Here is a 3,332-nt window from a genome sequence, read left to right on the forward strand (position 1 = left end):
ATCGCATTCGCTGTCATCGTCACGACTGTGGCGCTGTACACAGCGCAAACAGTCGTCGTTGAGGCGGTTGAGCTGACGCAAGCCGTTGCGATCTTCTTCTCTACGGGTCTGGTGCCGCTGAACCAATATCCGCGCTGGATTCAGCCGGTCGTTGCCCACCAGCCGGTAAGCTACGCCGTCGCGGCAATGCGTGGATTATCGGCGGGTGGCCCGGTCCTGTCTCCGATGCTCGGGGTGCTGCTCTGGACCGCGGGTATCTGCGCGGTATGCGCCGTTCCGTTGACGATCGGCTATCGACGGGCCAGCACGCAGTAATCCAGCATGGAGTGAAAAGGCGGTAGTCCAAGGTGTTTCCCGGATCCGTGATCCGAAAGCTGTCCCACAGCGAGGAAGTCTTCGCGCAGTACGAGGTTTTCACGTCCATGTCGATCGGGCTACACGGCGCTGTCGATGTCGACGCGCTGTCGGAGGCGTTCGACGCACTCGTCGCGGCTCACCCGGTGTTGGCCAGCCACCTCGAGCCAAGCCCTGATGGCGGCTACCACCTCGTCTCCGACGACCTGCTCCACTCGGGGGTACGTGTGGTCGACGCCAGCAACGGGACGCCATCGGAAAGGTCGGCAGTTCGGCTTGATCAAAGCGTGTCCCTGTTGAATGTTCTGTTGACACTCGGCGAAGAATCATCCGCGCTCACGGTTTATCTGCACCACAGCATCGCCGACGGGCACCATGGGGCCGGCCTTCTTGAAGAGCTGTTCACCCGGTACACGAACATGGTGACTAGCGGCGAACCCGGTCCGGTGGTCCCGGAGCCCGCGCCCCAGTCACTCGAGGTGGTGCTGGAGCAACGGGGCGTCAAGAGGCTTGGGATCTCCGGTGTCGAACGCTTCATGCCGGTGATGTTCGCCTACGACTTACCAGCTCCGGAGAAACCGGTCTTCATCGCGAAGCCTGGCTCACCCCAAGCGGTTCCGGTCACCCGGGTGCGACTCACCGAACAGGAGACCGCGGACCTCGTAGCATTCAGCCGGGAGAATCGGGTCAGCGTGAACACCGTGGTAGCCGCGGCCATCCTGATGACCGAGTGGCAGCTGCGCAAAACCCCGCACGTCCCCATTCCGTACGCTTATCCCGTCGATCTGCGGTTTTTTCTCAACCCGCCGGTAAGGCCGACCGAAAGCACCAACCTCGTGGGAGCGGCAACCTACCTCGCCGAAATCGGGGCGGACACCGACATCATCGACCTGGCAACCGATATCGGCGCCACATTTCGAGCAGACCTGGCCGACGGTTTGATTCAGCAGTCAGCCCTCAACTTTGGCGTGGCCTTCGAAGGAACTCCCCAAGGGCTGCCACCGCTTGTGTTCTGCACCGACGTGAGCGCGTTCCCCGTCCCGACACCCGAGGGCTTGGAGCTGGGAGAATTTCAGGGCCAATTCTTCTGTTCCATCACCGTGCCGCTCGACTTCTACGGCTGCGGGGTACATGGCGGGCAGATGGTGATCGAGCATCACGGGCACATCGCGGCGCAAGACCGCCTCGATGCGATACGTTCGCTGCTCTGCACTGTCCCCTCGCAATATGGCTGGGTCATGGAGTGATCCGGGTGCCGTCAGCCTGGTTCGTGCTGAGCTGACGAGGCGCCATGCACAAAGTCACCGAGAAAGGTTAATGCCATTTCGACTAGCTCGAGTTGGACACTCGCCGCCGCGCATGAACGTCCCCGTCTGCTACGATCCTGCGGTGCGTTAGCAGCGTCTCAAGCATGCCGATCAAGAAGTGACTGCCACGCCCTGGCGCCAGGCCGCAAAGAGGCCAAAGAGGCTACGCACGGAGCCAACTAGTGCAAACAGGCATTGTCGCCCACGAATAGCCGCGGCCACATTTGAGTCGGCGCCAATACCGTCGGTTCTCGTAATGAGACTGGCCAAATAACCAATATTCCAAAGACCATGGAACTGGCAGTGAGGAGATGGCGAGTTGGACATCGACAGATTGTTCATGAGGTTGATGGAAGTCATTCGTAAACTAACGAGTGCCATAGCCCAATTAATTTACCGACCGACCGGCTCGACGACGGAAGAATACCACAAATGGTACTACGCGAACTTGGTGTGGAACAAGACCACTTGGATGGGCATTAAATGCTGGAAGTCGGTCAGCGACATGTGGAATTACCAGGAGATCCTGATCGACCTAAAACCATCCCTGGTCATCGAGTTCGGCACCCGCTACGGCGGGTCGGCGCTCTTTTTTGCCAACGTTATGAGACATACTGGTCAGCCATTCAAAGTGGTGTCCGTGGACATTTCCCACAAGGCTCTGGACCCAGCCGCCAGGCAAGACCCCGATATTTTGTTCATTGAGTCGTCGTCCACCGTCCCAGCCGTCGCTGAGCAGATCACACGTCTAAAGGACGAGTATCCCGGCAAGATCTTCGCCATCTTGGACAGCGATCATTCAATGAAGCATGTGCTGGCCGAGATGAAACTGCTGCGGCCTCTGCTTTCCGGCGGCGACTACTTAATAGTGGAAGACTCCAACATCAACGGGCATCCTGTCCTTCCCGGGTTCGGCCCGGGCCCGTATGAGGCCATCGAGGCATACGAGCAGGAATTCCCGAGTGATTACCGGCACGATGCGGCGCGGGAGAATAAATTCGGCTGGACGTGTGCGACCAATGGATTTCTGATCCGCACCTAGGGTTCCGCACCGTCATCGTCGAACTGGCGAACGACATCGCTACCCATTTCGGTGGCACTCGAGCCGAGTCCTGATTCGGCAGTCGGCGCTGACCACATTTCCGCGACCGGTTGCGCTTGCCCGATCACCCGCCGGCGCCGCCACGCTCCGGGCAGCACCAGTGTCGGAGCAGTCGTGGGGACGCAGCGACCCGGCCAGGTCTTGCCCGCGAAGTGCGAAACGCCTTGCGCTAGTGGGTAGCTCAGGACGCCGCCGGTGCCGCGGCCTCCTCCTCGGCCAACGTATCCGCCAAGTGCTGCGCTAGGGCGCGCGCAGTGTTGTGAGTGGCAATCACCTTGGCGGACAGGCGTATCCCGGTCTCAGTCTCAATGTGGGTACGCATCTCGAGCATGCCCAGCGAGTCCAAACCGTACTCGACGAATGGGCGGTCGGCGTCGACGGTGCGACGCAGGATCACACCGGCCTGTTCAGCAATCAGACGCCGCAGCCGGGCAGGCCATTCGTCTTGTGGCAGGGAGCTCAGCTCCATGCGGAACTTGCTTGGGCCCCTAGTGCTTTGCCCGCTGGATCGGAACATCTCACCCCAGGGGCTGCGCCGCACCAGGTCGGCGAGCCATGGCGCGCCCAGG

Annotated in this window: 3 protein-coding genes and 1 pseudogene; 3 read left to right on the top strand and 1 reads right to left on the bottom strand. The window is 60.7% G+C overall.

Translation table 11 applies throughout. From position 1 onward, the window contains the following. The 3 genes and pseudogenes from F0Q45_RS25010 to F0Q45_RS25020 form a co-directional block, all read left to right on the top strand. Positions 1-315 (top strand): annotated as a pseudogene (locus tag F0Q45_RS25010) (ABC transporter permease); the annotation flags it as partial. Between the two features lie 32 nt (positions 316-347). Then, positions 348-1,601: a phthiocerol/phthiodiolone dimycocerosyl transferase gene (locus tag F0Q45_RS25015; RefSeq protein WP_149656446.1), complete on the top strand. Its 1,254-nt coding sequence runs from the start codon at positions 348-350 to the stop codon at positions 1,599-1,601. 409 nt (positions 1,602-2,010) lie between these two features. Beyond that, complete coding sequence (locus F0Q45_RS25020; RefSeq protein ID WP_149656447.1) at positions 2,011-2,703, top strand: rhamnosyl O-methyltransferase; 693 nt, start codon at positions 2,011-2,013, stop codon at positions 2,701-2,703. Positions 2,704-2,944: 241 nt separating this feature from the next. On the opposite strand, the gene F0Q45_RS25025 is transcribed toward F0Q45_RS25020, so the two are convergent. Beyond that, on the bottom strand, positions 2,945-3,332 hold a 388-nt coding region (locus F0Q45_RS25025), incomplete at its 5' end, for an acyl carrier protein (protein ID WP_188113150.1).

The organism is Mycobacterium simiae, assembly GCF_008370645.1.
Lineage (GTDB): Bacteria > Actinomycetota > Actinomycetes > Mycobacteriales > Mycobacteriaceae > Mycobacterium > Mycobacterium simiae_A.

Coding starts and splice junctions, on each gene's coding strand:
- F0Q45_RS25020 (WP_149656447.1), top strand. CDS start 2,011: ATGGAAGTCATTCGTAAACTAACGAGTGCCATAGCCCAATTAATTTAC.